Below are 17877 nucleotides of genomic sequence, written 5' to 3' on the forward strand. Positions count from 1 at the left end.
GGGAGTCTAGGGTGCGCCGGCGCCCGCGGCCGACCCGGTGAGCGTGAAGCTCGGCTGCGTCACCAATCCGGGGGAGTCGTACGTCGCCAGCCCGGCGCCGCTGCTCGTCCAGCCCTCCGGGAGCTCGCCGACGTCGTACCCGTCGGGCCACTGGACGCTGACCTTCACGGCCTGCGCGTTGACCATGCCCTGCGGCGTCATCGCGAGCCGGTAGGTCAGCGTGCCGTCACCGGGGGCGACCGCGGCGGCAGGGACGACGTACTCCAGCACGGCCTCGCGGGTCGTCTGCGGCGGCAGCACCAGGCGGAGGAGCTTGTAGGGACGGCCGTAGTAGTCGAACGTGCCGTTGCCCTGGACCTTGCCGGCGGCGGTCGCGCTGGTGATCTCCACGCCGTCGGGCAGGAAGACACCGAGGGTCATGCCGTTCCAGCGGGTGCGGCTGGAGCCGCCGCGGGGGTCGCCGTAGATCTGGTTCGCGCCGTAGGGCGGGGAGTCGTTGAAGACCGAGATGGTCATCCGCACCTTGGCCGAGCCGTCCTCGCGCAGCGTCACCTCGCTGGCGACGGTGCGCTTCTGCCAGTAGTCGGCCTTGGACTGGTTGGTGTTCTGGTTGAAGACCGCGACGTAGTCGTGGTCGGTGTCGGAGAGCTCGCCGGCCAGTCCGATGTCGGCGATCGCCGCCTGGACGTCGGGGTCGCGCATCCAGAGCGCGAAGTGGCGGCCCTGCGCGGAGTCCCTCAGGGACTCGATCTTCGCCACGCCGTTGCCGGGCTCGAAGAGGCGCTCGGCGAAGACCGGCACGATGGCACGGTTGAGGTCGTGGCGCGCCTCGTTGTCGGGGAAGGCGTCGTAGTCGCCGACCATCTTCTCGGTGAAGTTCGAGGCGTCGAGGGTGCCGTAGGTCGGCGCCTCCACCGGGCCGGTGATGCGCAGCATGTCGGCGAGGGCGACCACGTCGACCGCGATCAGGCCGTCGGCCTCCTGCCCGGTGCGACGGGCCCAGCCGCGCAGCAGCTCCTCACCGGAGACGGACCAGTCGGGGGCGAACGTCGCGGTGGAGATGCGCAGCTTGCCGGTGTGGAACGGGTTGCCCTCGACCCGGTCCCAGCGACCCACGCGGTAGAGGTCCGGGTCGGAGGTGTCGCGCGCCTCGCCGAGGGTGAGCTTGCCGCCGGCGACGTCCATCGGGGCGATGGTGAGCGGAGCGCCGCCGGAGAACCGCTCCTCGGCCGGGTTGAGCAGGGCCAGGAGGTAGGTCCGCTTCTCGTCGATGCCGAACAGGGCCGGCAGGGCCTCGGCGAGCGGCTCGGCGCGCCGGGCGCCGGCCGCGAGCGGGGCGACGACGTCGGACGCCTCGTCGCGCGCGTCGGCGAGCCGGGTGCCGACGCCCATCGCGGAGTCGCTGACCTGGCTGAGCTCGAGCTGGGCGGAGTCGAGGTTCGCGCTCGCCTCCCCGATCGCACCCACCAGCGTGTCGAGGGCGCCGACGTCGATCGAGCGGTTCCCGAAGAGGGTCGCGTCCTTGCCGTGCACGGTCGGCCAGACGTCGACGGCGATCTCGGCGGTCGCGGTCAGCTCCTCGAGGGCGTTGCCCAGGTGGCGTACGTCGGACACGGGCCGGCCCACGACGGGGACGAGGCTCCAGACGTCACCGCCGATGCCCTGCATGGCCACCTGGAGCTCGTCGGCGTGGTGGCGTGCGCTCTCCACGCTCGTGGCAGCGGCCCCGAGGTCACCCGCGCTGAGCGAGGCCTGCGCGGCCTCCAGGTCCGCCTTCGCGGCCTCGGCGTTGCCGGGCGCCTTGAGGAACGGGATCGCCAGCAGTCCGAGCACGACCACCAGGAGGAACAGACCGCCGATGACGGTGGCCGGCCGGATCAACCGTCGCTTCTGGGTGCGGCGGGAGGACGGCATGCCCACATGGTGCCAAACGGGACCCCGGCCCGTACGCCATAGTGTTCATCCATGCGCGGAATCATCCTGGCCGGTGGCACCGGCTCCCGACTGCACCCGATCACCCAGGGCATCAGCAAGCAGCTGGTCCCGGTGTACGACAAGCCGATGATCTACTACCCGCTCTCGACGCTGATGCTCGCGGGGATCAAGGACGTCCTCATCATCACCACGCCGCACGAGGCCGACGGCTTCCACCGGCTGCTCGGCGACGGCTCGCAGTTCGGCATCGACCTCACCTTCGCGGTGCAGCCCAGCCCCGACGGCCTCGCGCAGGCCTTCATCATCGGTGCCGACCACATCGGCTCGGAGCGGGCGGCGCTCGTCCTCGGCGACAACATCTTCTACGGCTCGGGCCTGGGGTCGCAGCTGCTGCGGTTCAAGGACCTCGACGGTGCCGCCGTCTTCGGCTACCACGTCGCCGACCCCCGGGCGTACGGCGTCGTGGAGTTCGACGACCAGGGACGGGCGCTGTCGCTGGAGGAGAAGCCCGAGCACCCGAAGAGCGACTTCGCCGTCCCGGGGCTCTACTTCTACGACAACGACGTCGTGCAGTACGCCGCCGAGCTGGCTCCGTCAGCGCGTGGCGAGCTGGAGATCACCGACCTCAACCGGCGCTACCTCGAGGAGGGCCGGCTCCACGTCGAGGTTCTGCCGCGCGGCACGGCCTGGCTCGACACGGGCACCTTCGACTCGCTCAACGACGCCTCCAACTTCGTCCGCACCATCGAGGGACGCCAGGGCTTCAAGGTCGGCGCGCCCGAGGAGGTCGCCTGGCGGATGGGCTTCCTGTCCGACGACGAGCTCGTGGCCCGGGCCGAGCCCCTGCGCAAGAGCGGCTACGGCGAGTACCTCCTGGGCCTCTTGAAGCACGGCTGAGGCACGGCTGGAGCACGGCTGAGGCCGACCGCACCGCCGTCCTCCCCAACCTGCGCCGAGGACGTTTCGACCCGGCGCGGGCGGGGGAGGTAGGGGACACAGGACGACCAAGCGCGGCCACAGGAGGTCTCGGGTGCCCCAGTCAACAGGCGTGGAGTTCGTGCAGGGAGGCGCCGCCGAGCGTGCGGTGGCCGACGATCCCTTCTGGGCGACGGTGCTCCGTCGCCACGGCGACATCGACGTCGTCGTGCTCCCGCAGGAGCCGACGCTCGAGCAGGTGGTGCCGGAGGGTGAGCCCGAGGTCGATCCCGAGCAGGCCCGCGAGGCGCTCCGCGGCCAGGCCGCCGCGTTCTGGGCCGAGCTCGGCCTCGGCGGCGACCCGGCCCACCTCGACGACGTCTGGTTCGCCGGTGTGGCACCGGGCACGCTGCGCTGGCAGGGCACCGCGACCTTCGAGCAGGTCGACCCGCTCCTGGCCTCCGCCGCCCTCGAGCGCGCGCAGCTGGTGCTCGCCGCCGACGACGGCTGGCACACGCTCGTCCCGACCGACGGCCTGCCGCGCGTGATCGCCGGCCGGGCCGCACAGCCCGGCCGCGAGGAGGTCCACGTCGTCCTCGCCTCGCCCACGCGGCTCGTGGTGCGGATGCGCTCGGCACTCGTCCACGTCGGGGCGGTCGCCGCCGCTGCGACCCTGGGCTCGTCCGCAGGTGGTGGGGACCGATGACCGAGCAGCTGGTCTGGGACCTGCAGGTCCTCCAGAAGGGCACGACCGGGTGGGAGTCGCAGGAGCGGCTCATGGACGCCACCGCCAAGGACTTCCGGGCCGCCTCGCCGGGCGCGCTGCCGCCGAGCGTGCAGGGCGCCGCCACGGCGTTCTTCTCGACGTGGGCCGGGCTCGCCGGTGAGAGCACCGCGATCGCCCAGGGCTTCGTCGGCGCGCTGAAGGCCACCGGCAACGACTACTCCACGTCGGACGACGCCGCGGACCGCCAGTTCAGCGACCTCGACGGACGACTGGGGCCGGCCCGATGACGACCATCGAGGTCCCGGCGTCGGTGCCGGCACAGATCAAGAAGCCCGAGGGCGAGCCCGGCGGCGTCGACGCCCTCGCCACCACGCTCTACACAGCGGCGGGCCGCTACGAGGAGTTCGCGGACCGTTCGAAGGAGCTGCAGACCCTCGGCCGCTGGACCGGCAGCGCCTACGACGCCTACAAGGTCGCCTCCGGGAAGGCGTCCGGCGAGCACGCCGCCATGGGCACGACCGTCCGTCGCGTCGGCCGCGGCGTGACCGCGTTCGCCGACACCCTGCGCGACCTGCTGCGCGACCACGAGGAGCTCCTCGAGCGCAAGCGGTCCCTCGACGACCGGCGCAACGCGCTGATCGCCGAGATCAACGCGGCCGCCGGCGCCACGGAGGCCGACATCGCGGCGTTCCGCCAGCGTGCGGCCGAGCTGCGCAGCGAGTACGCCGAGCTGGTGCGCGCCGACGACGACCTGCAGCGCCGCGTCCGCGACAACGAGACCCTGCTGCGCCAGGTCTTCCAGGCCGCCGACACCCTGGCCGAGTCGACGTCGGCCGAGGGTGGCATCCCTCCGCTCGCGGAGGCGGCGATCAACCGCCCGGGTGCGCCGGGCAGCGGCGCCAGCCCGGCGGAGACCAAGGCGTGGTGGGACGGCCTCACCGAGGCCGAGCGGGAGGCCGTGATCGCGGCCTACCCCGACCGCATCGGGCAGGGCAACGGGCTGCCGGCCGACGCCCGCGATCAGGCCAACCGGGTGCTCCTCGACGACGACCTCGCCCGCCTGGCCTCCAAGCGTGCGGACGGGACGATCTCGGAGTCCGAGGGGAAGGTGCTCGCCAACGCCGAGCAGGCGCGCGACTCCCTCACCAACGCCGACGCCTACACCGACCCGCTCGACCCGAGCGTGCGGCCCGGCGGCCAGCTGTGGCTCTACGACCCCGGGGCCTACGACGGTGACGGCCGGGTGGCGATCGCGGTCGGCGACCTCGACACGGCCCAGGACGTCGCGGTGTTCACGCCCGGCATCAACACCGACATGTCCGACACCACGAGCTACACCGACAAGATGATGAACCTCTACGAGTCGACCCGCTACAACGGCGACGGCTCGAGCGTGGCGGCGATGTACTGGCTCGGCTACGACGCCCCGCACGGGCCGACCGACCTGGCCACCTTCACCGAGGGCCGCGCCGAGGACGGCGGGCGCCAGCTCTCCGAGGCGATCGACGGCCTGCGCGCGTCGCGCTCCGACGACCCCGCCCACCTCACGGCGATCGGCCACAGCTACGGCTCCACCACGACGTCGTACGCCACGCACGGCAACGGTTCGGTCAACGACGTCGTGCTGATCGGCAGCCCGGGCGCGGGTCCGGCCGACACCGCCTCCGACCTGGGGCAGGGCAACGTCTACGTCGGGCGCGACAGCCGCGACCTCGTGGCCGTGCTCGGCGACGAGGGCTGGATCGGCAAGTTCGGGCTGGGACTCGGCACCGACCCCTCGTCGGAGGACTTCGAGGCGACCCGCTTCGCCGCCGAGGACGTCGACCGCAGCTGGATCCGCAACACCGGCGACGCCCACAGCTCCTACCTCGACAACGACTCCGAGTCGCTCTACAACATCGGCCGCATCGTCGACGGCCACGGTGGTGACGTCAACGTGGTCGACCAGAGCTACGACCCGTGGTGGGGCCCGCCGCAGGACCCCGAGTGGGACCGGGAGCCGACGGCCGACCAGCCCGGGCGCTCGGACACGACCGCGCGCCGGTGATGATGGACGGCATGACCCGTCTCCCGCTGCGGTTGCTGCTCGTCCTCACCCTCGGGCTCGCGCTGGCGGCGTGCGGAGGAGGGCCGTCCGCCGACGAGTCGGCCGACGCGCTCGAGTCGATGAGGTCGTCGGTCGACGACGAGCTCCGCGCGATGGCCGGCGCCCTCACCTCGTCCGGACTGGCCGTCGAGCAGGCGACCGGGAGGGTGGACGAGAAGGGCATGTCGACCCGGCGGGCCCAGGACTACCTCGCGCGTGCGGTGCTGGTCGGCTCCGGGGACGAGGCCGGCCAGGTCGAGCAGGCCGCCGCGGCGCTCGAGGACGCCGGCTGGACCCGCAAGGCCGCAGGGCTCGACGCCGGCGAGGCCAACCCGTGGGTGCAGCTCGAGCGCGACGACTTCCGCACGACGATCGGCTGGACCAAGGTCGGCACCCGCGAGCTCGCGCTCAGCCTCGACCGGGCCGGTGACGTGGAGGTCCCCGACGACGCCCCTGTCGTCGACCGGGACAACGCGGTGGAGATCCCGCTCGACTGATCCGCGCCTCGACGGGCCCGCCAGGGTTCAGTCGAGGTCGGCGGCGACCATCCGGGCCACGAGCTCCTCGAAGGACACCGTCGGCGCCCAGCCGAGCTCCTCTCGGGCACGGCCGGCGTCGCCGACGAGCTCGGTCGGGTCGGCGGGGCGGAAGAACCGCTCGTCCTGCCGCACGAGGTGCTCCCAGTCGGTGATGCCGGCGGCGGCGAAGGCGGCGGCCACGAACTCGCGCACGGAGTGCGCCCGGCCGGTGGCGACGACGTAGTCCGACGGCTGGTCGGCACGGGCGGCGCGCACCATCGCGTCGACGTAGTCGGGCGCCCAGCCCCAGTCACGACGGGCCTCGACGTTGCCGAGGACCAGCTCGTCGGCCTCCCCCTTGGCGATCGCGGCCACGGTCGAGGTGATCTTGCGCGTCACGAAGCGCTCGTGGCGCCGGGGAGACTCGTGGTTGTAGAGGATCGCGCTCGACACGTGCAGGTCGCGCTGGCGGAAGACCCGCGCCGAGAGGTGGGCGAACGCCTTGGCGGCGCCGTACGGGTTCACCGGCGCGACTGGCGTGTCCTCGTCCTGCGGAGACTCGGCGGGCTCGCCGAAGATCTCGGCGCTGGAGGCCTGCACGAGGCGTACGTCGCCGAGCCGGTGCGCGGTCTCCATCAGCCCGACCGCTGCGTGGCCGTTGACGAGGGCCGTGGCGTCGGGCTGCTCCCACGACTGGGCGACCGAGCTGATCGCGGCGAGGTTGTAGATCTCCCGCGGCGCGAGGTCGAGCACGAGGCGCCGGGTCGCCTCCACGTCGCCCAGGTCGCCGCTGTGCAGCACGACCGCGTCGGGGCAGTGGGCCGGGTGGCCGTCGGAGGTGTAGACGAGCGCGTGGACGTCGTACCCCTCGGCGACGAGGCGCTCGGCGAGGTAGGTGCCGTCCTGGCCACCGATGCCGGTGATGAAGGCTCGCGCAGTCACCAGCCGGCCTTGAAGGCGGCGATGTCGCTGTCGACCATCATCGCGACGAGCTCGGCGAAGGAGACCGTCGGCGTCCAGCCCAGCTTGTCCTTGGCCTTGGTCGCGTCGCCGATCAGCAGCTCGACCTCGGCCGGGCGCATGAAGCGCGGGTCCTGCTTGACCAGGTGCTCCCAGTCGTCGACGCCGATGTGCTGGAAGGCGAGGTCGAGGTAGTCGCGGATCGACCAGGTCTCGCCGGTGGCGATGACGTAGTCGTCGGCCTCGTCCTGCTGGAGCATCCGCCACATGGCCTCGACGTAGTCGCCGGCGAAGCCCCAGTCGCGCCGGGCGTCGAGGTTGCCGAGGGTGATGTCGTCCTGCAGCCCGAGCTTGATCCGGGCGACGGCCTGGCTGATCTTGCGGGTCACGAACTCGGGGCCGCGACGCGGCGACTCGTGGTTGAACAGGATGCCCGACGAGGCGTGCATGCCGTAGGACTCGCGGTAGTTGATCGTCATGTAGTGGCCGTAGACCTTGCTCACGCCGTAGGGCGAGCGGGGCCACAGCAGGGTGCTCTCCGACTGGGGCACCTCCTGCACCTTGCCGAACATCTCCGAGCTCGAGGCCTGGTAGAAGTGGATGCCCGAGGGGTCGTCGCCGGCGTGGAGGCGGACGGCCTCGAGCATGTTGAGCACGCCCATGCCGGTCACGTCGCTGGTGACGAAGGCGTTCTCCCACGAGTAGGCGACGAACGAGATCGCGCCGAGGTTGTAGACCTCGCTGGGGTCGGAGTCGCGCATGGCTCGCATCAGGCTGGAGAGGTCGGTCAGGTCGCCGTTGTGGAGCTGGACGTCGGGGACGAGGCTCTCGACGAGCTCGCGGCGCGGGTTGTTCTGGCCGCGGATCAGCCCGTGGACGTCGTACCCCTTCTCGAGCAGCAGCTCGGCGAGGTAGAGGCCGTCCTGGCCTGTGATTCCGGTGATCAGAGCGCTCGGCATGCGGCCAGTCTGTCAGGGTCGGCGGTCGTTAGGGTGAGGTCCATGAGGATCCTCGTGAGCGGCGGCGCCGGCTACATCGGCTCGCACACTGTCATCCAGCTCGTCGCGGCCGGCCACGACGTGGTCATCGTCGACAACTTCAGCAACGCGCACCCGACGGTGCTCGGGCGGATGGAGTCGCTCACCGGGACCAGCATCCCGACGCACTCCTTCGACCTGTGCGACTACGACAAGACCGAGCACCTCTTCGCGAGCGAGGACTTCGACGCGGTCATCCACTTCGCCGGCTACAAGGCGGTCGGCGAGAGCGTGGCCAAGCCGCTCGACTACTACGAGAACAACCTCGGCTCGACCTTCTCGCTCGTGCGCGCGATGCAGAAGAACGACGTCCACAAGCTCGTCTTCTCCTCCAGCGCCACCGTCTACGGCACCGACCAGGCCGGAGCGACCGAGGACCGGCGCACGTTCGCCACGAACCCCTACGGCTGGACCAAGGTGATGCAGGAGCAGATCCTGCGCGACGTGGCGGCCGCCGACCCGAGCCTGCGCTTCGCGCTGCTGCGCTACTTCAACCCGGTCGGCGCGCACGAGTCCGGCACGATCGGCGAGGACCCGTCGGGCATCCCGAACAACCTGATGCCGTTCATCGCCCAGGTCGCGGTCGGGAAGCGCGAGAAGCTCGCCGTCTTCGGCGACGACTACGACACCGTCGACGGCACCGGGGTGCGCGACTACATCCACGTCGAGGACCTCGCCGCCGGCCACGTCGCCGCCCTCGAGGCGCTGACGACCACCACCGAGGGGGTCAACGTCTGGAACCTCGGCACGGGCCACGGCACCAGCGTGCTGGAGCTGCTCCACGCCTTCGAGCGCGCCGTCGGCCGCGAGCTCCCCTACGAGGTCGTCGCCCGGCGACCCGGTGACGTCGCGACGTCCTACGCCGACCCCTCGAAGGCCAACCGCGAGCTCGGCTGGAGCACGAAGAAGACCGTCGACGAGATGGCCGTCGACGCCTGGCGCTGGCAGTCCCAGAACCCCCAGGGCTACTCCGGCTGATGCACCGCCTGGTCACTGCGCTGGTGGTCGCGCTGCTGGCGAGCCTCGTCCCCGGAGCTGCCCACGCCGATCCGGTGGCGCCGCTGGTCGCGGTGCGGGCCGCGAAGCCGCTCGACGGGAGCGTCGTCGTGATCGACCCCGGGCACCAGCTCGGCAACCACAACTTCCCCGAGCAGATCGGCCGGCAGGTGCCGGCCGGCGGGTTCACCAAGCCGTGCAACACCACCGGCACGGCGACCGACGGGGGTTACCCGGAGGCCACCTTCACCTGGCAGGTGTCCCGCGCCCTGACCACGCGGCTGCGCAGGCTCGGCGCCACCGTGGTGCTGACCCGCCACAGCAACCGCCAGGACCGGTGGGGTCCGTGCGTCGACGTCCGCGGCCGGGCCGGGAACGCGGTGGGTGCCGACCTCAAGATCTCGATCCACGGCGACGGCTCGTACGCCGCCGGCGCGCGCGGCTTCCACGTCATCGCGCCGGCCGACCGGGCGCCGTGGACCGACGACATCCACGGGTCCTCGCTGCGCCTCGCCGCGGCGGTGAAGTCGGGCCTGCTGGCGCGCGACTTCGCGGTGGCGAACTACATCGCCGGCGGCGACGGCCTCGACGTCCGCTCGGACCTCGGCACCCTCAACCTCAGCGACGTACCCACCGTGATGGTCGAGCTCGGCAACATGCGCAACGCCGCCGAGGCGCGCGTGATGACCTCGGCCCGCGGTCGTGAGCGGTACGCCCGCGGCCTGGTGGCCGGGGTGCGGACCTTCCTCCGCTAGCACCATGAAGGCAGCTCGGCCGGCGTCGGAAGGTCCTGAGCGTGCGCGGTGGGCCTCGGGCCCCCGAACTGCCTCCAGGATGCCTGTGGACGACGCTGACGCGCCCGGCCCAGCGCTGCAAGTCTGGTCGGCATGGACCCGGTCGAGGCGCTGCGCGAGCTGGGCGGTGTTGCGACCTTCGGCGAGCTCGTCGCCTGCACCACGCGAGCCGAGCTCGAGCGTGCCATCGGCCGGGGCCACGTCCGCAAGCCTCGACACAACCGGTACTGCCTCGCCGACGCCGATGCGACGAGGCAGGCCGTCGCCGCGACGGGTGGCACGGCCTCGCACCGGAGCGCGGCGCAGGAGTTCGGCTGGAAGCTGAAGCACGATCCGCCCAGGCCCTGCATCACCCTGCCGCGCAGCGCCCGCAAGCCTCCCGGGCGCTTCGAGCTCCACTGGGCCGACCTCTCTGATCGCGAGCGTCGTCGCAACGTGACCTCCAGGACGCGCACGGTCATCGACTGCGCCCGGTCCTACGACTTCGATGTCGCGCTCTCCGTCGCCGACTCTGCGCTGCGAGAGGGCATCCTCGACCAGGACGACCTGGTCCTCGCTGCCGCCCGCAGCCCACGCACGGGTCGCGCGCGGGCACAGAGAGTCGCGAGGCACGCCTCACGTCTGAGGGCGAACCCCTTCGAGTCCTGCCTGTACGCCATCGCGATCACCGTCCCGGGGCTGGACGTGAGGGCCCAAGGGCACGTGCCCGGGGTGGGTTTCGTCGACCTCCTCGATCGAGTGCTCGGCATCGTGATCGAGGCGGAGTCGCTCGAGCACCACTGGACGAAGGCAGGACTCCAGCGCGATGTCGATCGCTACACGAGCGCGGCCCGGCTCGGTCTGGTCGTGCTTCGGTTCACCTGGACCGACGTGATGCTCCATCCGGACCAGGTCGCCTTGGCCATGTCCGAGGTCGTCCAGTGGCGCACCATGCAGGCAGTCGGGCGGCACGGCCTCGCTGCGTGAGCGTGGGAGCAGACCGGGCTACCGAACTGCCTTCGTGGTGCCGGTCAGCGGACCTCGAGCATCTCCAGGCCCCGGAGGACGACCCGCAGGTGCGCGACCTCGTGGATCCGGAGGAGGTGGGTGCCGCCGAGGGCGGCGAACATGGCGTAGAAGCCCTCGGCCTTGCGGAACTGGTCGCCGAAGATGTCGTAGGTGTGGGGGACCACGTTGCAGACGGGTACGCCGAGGGGGCGCAGCCGGAAGGTCTGGGTCAGCACCCGGGTCTGGTGGCGCGAACGCGTCATGGGGTCCATCAGGTTGCCGTAGACGAAGCCCATGCCGGGGTCGACGACCACCTTGTCCACGCCGAGCTCGCGGGCGCGCGCGAGACGCGGCGTGAAGTGGTCGACGAGCACCGGGATGGGGTCGGCGTCGGGCGGGACGTCGGAGATCTCGCGGACGTTGGCGGTCTCGCCGAAGCACATCACGACGGCGGCGTCGTACTCCGCGGCGAGGGTGAGCATCTCCTCCTCGTGCTGGCGCCCGGTCATGTTGAGCACGCGGGCACCGGCGTCGAGGCAGGCGCGGACCACTTCGGGCTCGTAGGTCTCGACGGAGACGACCGCGTCCTGGACGAGGCCCTTCACGGCCGGCACGAGCATCGCGACCTGGTCCTCGGGCGAGACCCGGAGCGTCCCCTCGTTGCTCGACTCGGCGCCGAGGTCGATCACCTGGGCACCCTGGGCCGCCTGGATCCGGCCCATCCGGACGGCGTCCTCCGGGCTGGTGGCGACGCTCTCCTGGTAGCTCGAGTCGCGCGAGAGGTTCACGCAGCCCATGAGCGTGACCGGGCCGTCGCCGATGGAGACGGGGCCGTGCGGACCGTCGATGACGACCGGGGCGACCGGGCTCGCCCAGTCGTCGCCATGGGCGTTCTGGAGGGCGGCCAGGTCGGCGAGCGTGATCACGGTGCAACAGTAGGCGCGTGACCGAGCGACTCAAGATCCAGCAGCTGGCCGACCTCTCCGACGACGACCTGCGCGACGCCTACGCTCCGATGGGCGATCCGTGGCTCCGCGTGAACTTCGTCAGCACCGTCGACGGGGCCGCCACCGGCTCCGACGGGTTGAGCAAGAGCATCAACGACGACGCCGACGCCCGGGTCTTCGACGCCCTGCGGGCGAGGGCCCACTGCCTGGTGGTCGGCGCGGGCACCCTCCGCGACGAGGAGTACGACGTCCCGCGCGTGCCGGTCGTGGTCGTGAGCCGATCGGCCGACGTCCCGCCGAACCTGCGCGAGGCCCCCAGTGGGCGCGTGCTGATGGCGACGGTCGAGACCTCCGACGGCCTGTCCGAGGCGCGCTCGGCCCTGGGCGAGGAGAACGTGCTGGTGCTCGGGCGCGAGGAGATCGACTTCGTCGAGCTCAAGCAGCAGCTGGCCGCCCGTGGCTGGACCGAGCAGCTCTGCGAGGGAGGGCCCTCCCTCTTCGCCGACCTGCTGGCCGCCGGTGTCGTCGACGAGCTGTGCTGGACCGTCGTGCCACGGCTCATCGGTGGGGACGGCCCGCGCATCGCGACCGGGGCCGAGGTGGACGTGGCGCTGCGTCCCGCCCTGCTGCTCGAGCAGGACGGGACGCTGCTGGGACGCTGGCTCGTCGGCTGACGGCGGATGGGCGACGCATGGATCGTCCCGCCCGGGCTCAGTCCGGCAGGGCCGCCAGCAGGGCGTCGTTGAAGGCGGGGATGTCGTCGGGGTTGCGGCTGGTGATCAGGTTGCCGTCGACGACGACCTCCTCGTCCACCCACTCGCCACCGGCGTTGCGGATGTCGGTCTGCAGGCTCGGCCAGCTGGCGAGCCGCTTTCCCCGGACGCGGTCGGCCTCGACCAGGGTCCACGGCGCGTGGCAGATCGCCGCGACGGGCTTGCCCGAGTCGACGAAGTCGCGGATGAACGCGACCGCGTCCTCGTCTGCTCGCAGGGCGTCGGGGTTGGCGACGCCGCCGGGCAGGACGAGGGCGTCGTAGTCGCCGATCGACACGTCGCTGACGCGGCGGTCGATCCGCTGGGTGCTGGACTTGTCGAGGTGCTCGAAGAGCTGGACGTCGCCCTCGTCGAGCGAGACGAGCTCGGCGGTGTGCCCGGCGTCGACGACGGCCTGCCACGGCTTCGTCAGCTCGACCTCCTCGACGCCCTCGGATGCGGTCAGGAATGCGATGCGCTTGGACATGCCCCCACGCTCGCTCGCCCGGTCGCGGCCGACAACACACGTCGGGGTGAGGCAACTCTCCCGCCCGGCCCCTGCCTCGGTCCGGTGGGAGCGCTAGCGTCGGCCGGGTGAGCGAATCCGACGAGACCTCCCCGCTGTCCGACCTGACCATCGCCGTCCTCGGCGGCACTGGACCCCAGGGCCGCGGGCTCGCCCGGCGCTTCGCCACCGCAGGCCTGGACGTCGTGCTCGGGTCGCGGGACGCGTCCCGCGCTGCCTCGACGGCCGAGACCCTGGCCGCGGTCGGCCGGGTCCGGGGGGCCAGCAACGCGGAGGCTGCGGCGGCCGGCGACATCGTGCTGGTCGTCGTACCGTGGGACGGGCACGCGGAGCTGCTCGCCTCGCTCGTGGACGTGCTCGCGGACAAGGTCGTCGTCGACTGCGTGAACCCGCTGGGCTTCGACAAGCAGGGGGCCTACGCGCTGCCGGTCGAGCAGGGTTCGGCCACCCAGCAGGCCGCCGCGATCCTCACGCGCTCGCGCGTCGTCGGAGCGTTCCACAACGTCAGCGCCGTGCTGCTCGAGGACCCGGAGGTGGAGCGGGTCGACACCGACGTGCTCGTGCTCGGCGACGACCGGGAGGCCACCGACCTCGTCCAGGCGCTCGCCGACGTGGTGCCCGGCATGCGGGGTCTCTTCGGCGGCCGGCTGCGCAACGCCCACCAGGTCGAGGCCTTCACCGCCAACCTGATCTCGGTCAACCGGCGCTACAAGGCACATGCCGGGCTGCGGGTCACCGACGTCTGAGGCCCTCCCTCAGGCGATCTGCCCGTTGTTGTCCTTCGCCAACGAGCGGGAGATGACCATCCGCTGGATCTGGTTGGTGCCCTCGAAGATCTGCATCACCTTCGCCTCGCGCATGTAGCGCTCGACGGGGAAGTCGCGGGTGTAGCCGTAGCCGCCGAGGACCTGGACGGCGTCGGTGGTGACCTTCATGGCGTTGTCGGTGGCGACGAGCTTGGCCACCGAGGCCTCGCGGGAGAACGGCAGCCCGGCGTCGCGCAGGCGCGCGGCGTGGAGCATCGTCGCGCGGGCGGAGATGATCGCGGCCTCCATGTCGGCGAGCACGAAGGCCAGGCCCTGGTGGTCGATGATCCTGGTGCCGAAGGTCTCGCGCTCGCGGGCGTACGCCGTCGCCGCGTCGAGGGCGCCCTGGGCGAGCCCGGTCGCCACCGCGGCGATGCCGAGGCGCCCGGAGTCGAGCCCGGCGAGCGCGATCTTGAGGCCCTCTCCCTCGGCGCCGAGCCGGCGCTCGACGGGGATCCGGACGTTGTCGAAGCGCATCGTCGCGGTGGCCGAGCCGGTGAGCCCCATCTTGCGCTCGGGCGGGTCGGCCGACAGCCCCTCGGCATCGGCCGGGACGAGGAAGCACGAGATCCCGTTGCGGTCGTCGGAGGTCCGGGCCATCACCTTGTAGAAGTCGGCGTGCCCGCCGTGGGTGGTCCAGGCCTTGGCGCCGTTGATGACGTAGGAGTCGCCGTCGAGGCGGGCGGTCGTCCGCATCGCGGCGGGGTCGGAGCCCGCGTGCGGCTCGGAGAGGCAGTAGGCGCCCAGCAGGTCGCCGGAGAGCATGCCGGGGAGCCACTCCGCGCGCTGCTCGTCGGTGCCGTAGTAGGCCAGGCCGAAGCAGGAGAGCGCGTGCACCGAGACGCCGACGCCGACGGAGGCCCAGACGGCGCCGATCTCCTCGAGCACCTGGAGGTAGACCTCGTAGGGCTGCTCGCCGCCGCCGTGCTCCTCGGGGTACGGCAGCGACAGCAGGCCCGCCTGCCCGAGCATCGCGAAGACGTCGCGCGGGAAGGTCTCGGTCGCCTCGGCCTCCGCCGAGCGCGGCGCGAGCTCCTTGGTCGCGATCTCGCGGGTCAGGGCGAGCAGGTCGCGAGCCTCGTCGGTGGGCAGCTGGCGGCGTGCGGTCATGTGGCGGACGTTACCCGCGCCCTCCCCGGGACGGTTCAGGCCGGGGGCCGCACCATGCCCGCCTCGGCCATCACCGCGAGGGCGTCGGCGACGAGCGCGGCTGCCTCCGGGTGAGCACCCCAGAGGGCCTCCGCCTCGGCGACGAGGTCGTCGACCGTGGCCGGGTCGGCCAGGGCCAGCCAGACCACGACGCCGAGGCCCGCGAGGACGTGGACCCGGTCGTCGACCATCAGCACGAGCTCGTCGTCGTACTCCACCGCGTCGCGCCACGCGGCACGCGTCCAGGCGCCCGGTGCGGGCTCGCCCGCGTCGGCGCCGGGGTGGTGCAGGCGGGCCGGCGGCGGCTGGCCCTCGAGGTCGAGCAGGCCGACGAGGTCGTCGAGCCAGTCCTCGAGCTCGACGTACTTCAGGCTCCACACGCCGCCGCACGCGTCGATCGTGTCGGCGAGCCGCAGGATCGGGTGCTCGAGCTGCACGAGCGAGGACGTCTGCTCGACGATCTCGGCGATCGCGTGGGCCTGGTCGAGGGGCACGAGGCCGTCGTCGTCGAGGCCGCGGTGGAGCAGCACGATGCGGTGCAGCCACGCCTGGTCGGGTGCACGGACGAGGTCGAGCTCGTCGGGGGAGAGCGACTCCTTGTGCAGCGGCACGAGTGGATCGGTGATGACCGACAGGGGCTTGGCGTGCGCGTGCACGCCGAGCAGCTCGTCGATCGAGGTGGTCTCGTCCGAGACGTATCCCAGGCGCGAGGCCAGCAGGCGGATCGCGGTGGTCTTGCCCGAGCCCGACGGGCCGATCACCGTCAGCACCCGGCCCTCGTCGTCGGCGACCGCGCCCGCGTGCAGGTTGATCCGCCGGCCGGCGGTGGCGTCGAGGGCGGCCATCGTCACGCGGGTCGTGATCGCGTAGTCGTGGGCCACGTCGTCGGCCGAGGCGATCTCGCTGACGTCGATCGAGGTGGTCGGGGGCTCGTCGGTGAGCGCGCGGCTCCACTGGTGCCGCAGCCGCCGCGCCGCGTCTCCCGTGGCGGGGATCCCGACCGGCACCCCGAGGGCGCGCACGACGACCTCGTCCGGCTGGCCCACGTCAGTCACGTCCCCACCCTAGGGTGTCCGCGTGGGCTGGATGCGTGACCGTCGGGTGCTGGCCGTCCTCGCAGCGGCGTACGTCGTCGCGCTGGCCGTGCTGGTCGGCGGCCCGTGGGGCTGGGCGCTGAACCGGCTGACGGTCCGGCTCTACGTCCTCTTCCGCTACGAGGTGCCGATCGCGCCCGACTGGGCGCTGCCGGAGCACTACGGCGTGCTGCTCAACGTGGTGCTGTTCGTGCCGGTGGGCGCCGCGCTGGTGCTGGTCATCAGGCGCCCCTGGTGGTGGGCGACCGCGGTCGCGGCCGTGGCGTCGGGGGCGATCGAGGCGGTGCAGGGGCTGTTCCTGGCCCGGGAGGCGAGCTGGCTCGACGTCGCCGCGAACACGACGGGTGCGCTCGTCGGCGCGGTCGTCAGCGCTCTTCTTCGGCGGCGAGCCGGATGATCACGAGCTGGTCGACCAGGTCGAACACGTCGTCCTTGATGTCCCCGGCGTCGGTCGCGGACAGCTCGGCGGCGCGCGCGGTGATCTCCTCGATGGTCCCGCCCTCGGCGAGCGCGAGCCACACGATGCACCCCGATCCCTCGAGCAGGATCGGCGGGCCACCGGGCACGCGTGTCATGTAGGCCATCGGCAGGTCGCCGCCGTCGAGGTCGTCCTGGCTGACCCAGGCGACGTCGTCGGCGATCCGGTAGTGCATCGTCATGGCTGTCCCACCCGCGCCCGCACGCGTGACCGCACCTCGTTGCGCAGCTTGTGCAGCCGCTCGCGCTGCTTGGCGCGGATCTCCTCCTTGGTCGGCGGGCGGCCCAGCTCCATGCGGAGGTGGTCCTGGTTGACGCGCATCGCAGCGGTCAGGAGGTGCGACTTGGCCTTCACGCCCCGGGCGGCGGCCCACCGCGCCCGCCACTCGTCGATCCGGGTGCCGCCGTGGACGAAGTGGCGCCACAGGAGGTACGTCGGGTCGTCGCGGTGCTGCTCCAGCTCACCGATGCCGGCGGCGAGCGCCACCTCCGCGCCGAGCTCGACCGCGAGGGCACGGACGGCAGCCTGCTCGTCGGGACCAGCCGCCTCCCACGCGTGCTGCACGTCGGTCGTGCCGCCGGAGCGGGCCGAGTGGAGCACCAGGATCAGGCGCTGGGCGGCCACCCCGGGGACGGGGCAGGGGCGGTGCGCGATCGGGTGCTGGACCAGGTCGCGGGCGAAGATGTCGTAGGCCCGCTCGGCCTCGACCGTCACGCCCGGCCAGTGGAGGTGCACGTCGACCCAGCCCCAGTCGTCGTGCCACCAGTTCGCGGCGTGGGCGAAGACCGAGCCGGTGGCGAAGGTCGTGCGCTGCTCCCAGCCGATCGACTCCAGTGCGGTGACCAGCGCGGGGAGGTGGCTCGGGCGGACCAGGACGTCGACGTCGCTGGAGTGACGGCCGGGCTCGCGCAGCCCCGGGAGGACCGCCGGCCCCTTGAGGTGCAGGAGGTCGACGCCGTGCCGGTCGGCGAGCGCCTGGACGACGGTGTGGGACAGGTGGACGCGCGCCGCGATGGGGATCGCGCCGAGCGCATCGTCGGTGGGCTCCCCGTCCCTCTGGTCGTGCTCCTCCACGGTCACCTCCCGCCCGCGACTTCCTGCACGGGTCGTCGTTGCAGGTCCCATCGTGCCAGCACGCGTGTCGTCGTTTCGGTCGGTCCGCAGAGTTGG

At 72.2% G+C, this 17877-nt stretch carries 20 protein-coding genes; 11 read left to right on the forward strand and 9 right to left on the reverse strand.

The genetic code is table 11. From position 1 onward, the window contains the following. Positions 1-6 precede the first annotated feature (6 nt). Complete coding sequence (locus EUA93_RS09805; protein WP_129399958.1) at positions 7-1914, reverse strand: DUF4012 domain-containing protein; 1908 nt, start codon at positions 1912-1914, stop codon at positions 7-9. 51 nt (positions 1915-1965) lie between these two features. Here EUA93_RS09805 and rfbA point away from each other — a divergent pair, with 51 nt between their 5' ends. From rfbA to EUA93_RS09830, 5 genes are all read left to right on the forward strand, one after another. Beyond that, complete coding sequence (rfbA, locus tag EUA93_RS09810; RefSeq protein WP_129399959.1) at positions 1966-2832, forward strand: glucose-1-phosphate thymidylyltransferase RfbA; 867 nt, start codon at positions 1966-1968, stop codon at positions 2830-2832. Positions 2833-2965: 133 nt separating this feature from the next. Next, positions 2966-3556, forward strand: a complete 591-nt coding sequence (locus EUA93_RS09815) for a hypothetical protein (protein WP_129399960.1) — start codon at positions 2966-2968, stop codon at positions 3554-3556. After that, complete coding sequence (locus EUA93_RS09820) at positions 3553-3864, forward strand: hypothetical protein (RefSeq protein ID WP_129399961.1); 312 nt, start codon at positions 3553-3555, stop codon at positions 3862-3864. The genes EUA93_RS09815 and EUA93_RS09820 overlap by 4 nt, the downstream gene beginning before the upstream one ends. After that, positions 3861-5624 (forward strand): alpha/beta hydrolase, encoded by a 1764-nt coding sequence (locus tag EUA93_RS09825; RefSeq protein ID WP_129399962.1) that lies wholly within the window; start codon positions 3861-3863, stop codon positions 5622-5624. Before EUA93_RS09820 ends, EUA93_RS09825 begins: the two co-directional genes overlap by 4 nt. Before the next feature lie 11 nt (positions 5625-5635). Beyond that, on the forward strand, positions 5636-6160 hold the full coding sequence (locus EUA93_RS09830; RefSeq protein ID WP_129399963.1) for a hypothetical protein: 525 nt from the start codon (positions 5636-5638) through the stop codon (positions 6158-6160). Between the two features lie 27 nt (positions 6161-6187). On the opposite strand, the gene EUA93_RS09835 is transcribed toward EUA93_RS09830, so the two are convergent. Together EUA93_RS09835 and gmd are read right to left on the reverse strand one after the other, a co-directional pair. Further along, on the reverse strand, positions 6188-7123 hold the full coding sequence (locus EUA93_RS09835) for a GDP-mannose 4,6-dehydratase (RefSeq protein WP_242497312.1): 936 nt from the start codon (positions 7121-7123) through the stop codon (positions 6188-6190). Further along, a complete protein-coding gene (gmd, locus tag EUA93_RS09840) occupies positions 7120-8100 on the reverse strand; it encodes a GDP-mannose 4,6-dehydratase (RefSeq protein WP_129399964.1) in 981 nt (326 codons plus the stop codon). Before gmd ends, EUA93_RS09835 begins: the two co-directional genes overlap by 4 nt. Before the next feature lie 42 nt (positions 8101-8142). Between gmd and galE the strand changes: the two genes are divergently transcribed. From galE to EUA93_RS09855, 3 genes are all read left to right on the forward strand, one after another. Beyond that, a complete protein-coding gene (gene galE, locus EUA93_RS09845; RefSeq protein WP_129399965.1) occupies positions 8143-9156 on the forward strand; it encodes a UDP-glucose 4-epimerase GalE in 1014 nt (337 codons plus the stop codon). Further along, positions 9156-9929 (forward strand): N-acetylmuramoyl-L-alanine amidase family protein, encoded by a 774-nt coding sequence (locus EUA93_RS09850; RefSeq protein WP_129399966.1) that lies wholly within the window; start codon positions 9156-9158, stop codon positions 9927-9929. The genes galE and EUA93_RS09850 overlap by 1 nt, the downstream gene beginning before the upstream one ends. Before the next feature lie 132 nt (positions 9930-10061). Further along, complete coding sequence (locus tag EUA93_RS09855) at positions 10062-10934, forward strand: hypothetical protein (RefSeq protein WP_129399967.1); 873 nt, start codon at positions 10062-10064, stop codon at positions 10932-10934. Positions 10935-10978: 44 nt separating this feature from the next. Here the strand turns inward: EUA93_RS09855 and EUA93_RS09860 are convergent, their stop codons facing one another. Further along, entirely contained in the window at positions 10979-11881 is a 903-nt protein-coding gene (locus tag EUA93_RS09860; protein WP_129399968.1) for a dihydropteroate synthase, read from the reverse strand. Positions 11882-11898: 17 nt separating this feature from the next. Between EUA93_RS09860 and EUA93_RS09865 the strand changes: the two genes are divergently transcribed. Continuing rightward, entirely contained in the window at positions 11899-12576 is a 678-nt protein-coding gene (locus EUA93_RS09865) for a dihydrofolate reductase family protein (RefSeq protein ID WP_242497313.1), read from the forward strand. Between the two features lie 37 nt (positions 12577-12613). Here the strand turns inward: EUA93_RS09865 and EUA93_RS09870 are convergent, their stop codons facing one another. Continuing rightward, entirely contained in the window at positions 12614-13141 is a 528-nt protein-coding gene (locus tag EUA93_RS09870) for a type 1 glutamine amidotransferase domain-containing protein (RefSeq protein WP_129399969.1), read from the reverse strand. A gap of 107 nt (positions 13142-13248) precedes the next feature. Between EUA93_RS09870 and npdG the strand changes: the two genes are divergently transcribed. Continuing rightward, positions 13249-13926, forward strand: a complete 678-nt coding sequence (gene npdG, locus EUA93_RS09875; protein ID WP_129399970.1) for an NADPH-dependent F420 reductase — start codon at positions 13249-13251, stop codon at positions 13924-13926. Between the two features lie 9 nt (positions 13927-13935). On the opposite strand, the gene EUA93_RS09880 is transcribed toward npdG, so the two are convergent. Then, entirely contained in the window at positions 13936-15096 is a 1161-nt protein-coding gene (locus EUA93_RS09880) for an acyl-CoA dehydrogenase family protein (protein WP_129399971.1), read from the reverse strand. Between the two features lie 35 nt (positions 15097-15131). Then, positions 15132-16190, reverse strand: a complete 1059-nt coding sequence (locus EUA93_RS09885) for a hypothetical protein (protein ID WP_129399972.1) — start codon at positions 16188-16190, stop codon at positions 15132-15134. A gap of 31 nt (positions 16191-16221) precedes the next feature. Between EUA93_RS09885 and EUA93_RS09890 the strand changes: the two genes are divergently transcribed. After that, positions 16222-16626 (forward strand): VanZ family protein, encoded by a 405-nt coding sequence (locus EUA93_RS09890; RefSeq protein WP_242497433.1) that lies wholly within the window; start codon positions 16222-16224, stop codon positions 16624-16626. Here EUA93_RS09890 and EUA93_RS09895 read toward each other — a convergent pair. Next, complete coding sequence (locus EUA93_RS09895) at positions 16595-16888, reverse strand: PqqD family protein (protein WP_129399974.1); 294 nt, start codon at positions 16886-16888, stop codon at positions 16595-16597. The genes EUA93_RS09890 and EUA93_RS09895 overlap by 32 nt on opposite strands. Beyond that, on the reverse strand, positions 16885-17781 hold the full coding sequence (locus EUA93_RS09900) for a nucleotidyltransferase family protein (RefSeq protein ID WP_165355111.1): 897 nt from the start codon (positions 17779-17781) through the stop codon (positions 16885-16887). The genes EUA93_RS09895 and EUA93_RS09900 overlap by 4 nt, the downstream gene beginning before the upstream one ends. Between the last annotated feature and the right edge of the window lie 96 nt (positions 17782-17877).

The sequence above is a fragment of the Nocardioides oleivorans genome (genome assembly GCF_004137255.1).
GTDB lineage: Bacteria > Actinomycetota > Actinomycetes > Propionibacteriales > Nocardioidaceae > Nocardioides > Nocardioides oleivorans.

What these genes read in the sequence shown, in the direction of transcription:
- EUA93_RS09855 (WP_129399967.1), top strand. Translation starts at nt 10,062, where the DNA reads ATGGACCCGGTCGAGGCGCTGCGCGAGCTGGGCGGTGTTGCGACCTTC.
- galE (WP_129399965.1), top strand. Translation starts at nt 8,143, where the DNA reads ATGAGGATCCTCGTGAGCGGCGGCGCCGGCTACATCGGCTCGCACACT.
- EUA93_RS09830 (WP_129399963.1), top strand. Translation starts at nt 5,636, where the DNA reads ATGACCCGTCTCCCGCTGCGGTTGCTGCTCGTCCTCACCCTCGGGCTC.
- rfbA (WP_129399959.1), top strand. Translation starts at nt 1,966, where the DNA reads ATGCGCGGAATCATCCTGGCCGGTGGCACCGGCTCCCGACTGCACCCG.
- EUA93_RS09880 (WP_129399971.1), bottom strand. Translation starts at nt 15,096, where the DNA reads ATGACCGCACGCCGCCAGCTGCCCACCGACGAGGCTCGCGACCTGCTC.
- EUA93_RS09850 (WP_129399966.1), top strand. Translation starts at nt 9,156, where the DNA reads ATGCACCGCCTGGTCACTGCGCTGGTGGTCGCGCTGCTGGCGAGCCTC.
- EUA93_RS09805 (WP_129399958.1), bottom strand. Translation starts at nt 1,914, where the DNA reads ATGCCGTCCTCCCGCCGCACCCAGAAGCGACGGTTGATCCGGCCGGCC.
- EUA93_RS09820 (WP_129399961.1), top strand. Translation starts at nt 3,553, where the DNA reads ATGACCGAGCAGCTGGTCTGGGACCTGCAGGTCCTCCAGAAGGGCACG.
- EUA93_RS09870 (WP_129399969.1), bottom strand. Translation starts at nt 13,141, where the DNA reads ATGTCCAAGCGCATCGCATTCCTGACCGCATCCGAGGGCGTCGAGGAG.
- EUA93_RS09825 (WP_129399962.1), top strand. Translation starts at nt 3,861, where the DNA reads ATGACGACCATCGAGGTCCCGGCGTCGGTGCCGGCACAGATCAAGAAG.
- EUA93_RS09890 (WP_242497433.1), top strand. Translation starts at nt 16,222, where the DNA reads ATGCGTGACCGTCGGGTGCTGGCCGTCCTCGCAGCGGCGTACGTCGTC.
- gmd (WP_129399964.1), bottom strand. Translation starts at nt 8,100, where the DNA reads ATGCCGAGCGCTCTGATCACCGGAATCACAGGCCAGGACGGCCTCTAC.
- EUA93_RS09895 (WP_129399974.1), bottom strand. Translation starts at nt 16,888, where the DNA reads ATGACGATGCACTACCGGATCGCCGACGACGTCGCCTGGGTCAGCCAG.